Raw genomic sequence first — 707 nt, forward strand, 5'->3', positions numbered from 1 at the left:
CATCTAGGTGGTTTCAAAGTCGTAGGCAATTTGCGGTTTGCCGGCGACGTTTGGGCAGGATAGGTTGAGTTCGGTAATACCGTTAAACCCGCTATTTTGCACCTTTTCCAACAGGATATGTGTTTCGCCGGGCGACAGGCCGACCAGTGATAGGAAAAATGTCCGTTCCGGCTGAGACTCTTGAAGGGTAAGCAGGTAATCCAGATAGTAATCGATGCCTTGATTCGGCAAGCCCATCGAATTGATGCTGCCGAGAGGGACGTCCCGATAACGCGGCTCGGGGTTGCCTTGACGAGGGGTAAGCGTTGCGGTCTTGGTAATGAAAGTGCCTGCCGAAGACTGTCTGACTGCTTCTAATTCCTCAACAGTCATGCATGACACACCGGCCGCGTTCATCAGGCAGTTGTCAAAAGAAAAACCGGCGATTTGGGTTTTCAACGATACCATCTCCTGCTCCTTTTCTTCGCAAAATCAAATTGTTTGCCAAGCGTAACACGAAGAGGCGGCACGATTTTTAACAAACATCAAATGACAAAGCATGTAGGCGGATGTTGTTTTCAATATTGAAAAAGGCCGTCTGAAAAACTCAAACAGTCTCTCAGACGGCCTTCGCTAAGCTGTCGGCTGATTTGGCTATTGGGTTTTGAAAATCAGGCCAACCATTCGTTCAAAGCCGCTTTAAAACGTTTCAAGCCTTCGGCCATGTC

General features: G+C 48.5%; 1 pseudogene. It reads right to left on the minus strand.

The window, feature by feature from the left end:
* Nucleotides 1–6: 6 nt before the first annotated feature.
* Nucleotides 7–447: pseudogene (locus ACTHUM_RS16700) on the minus strand (dihydroorotate oxidase); the annotation flags it as partial.
* Between the last annotated feature and the right edge of the window lie 260 nt (nucleotides 448–707).

The organism is Neisseria sp. P0021.S006 (genome assembly GCF_051956895.1).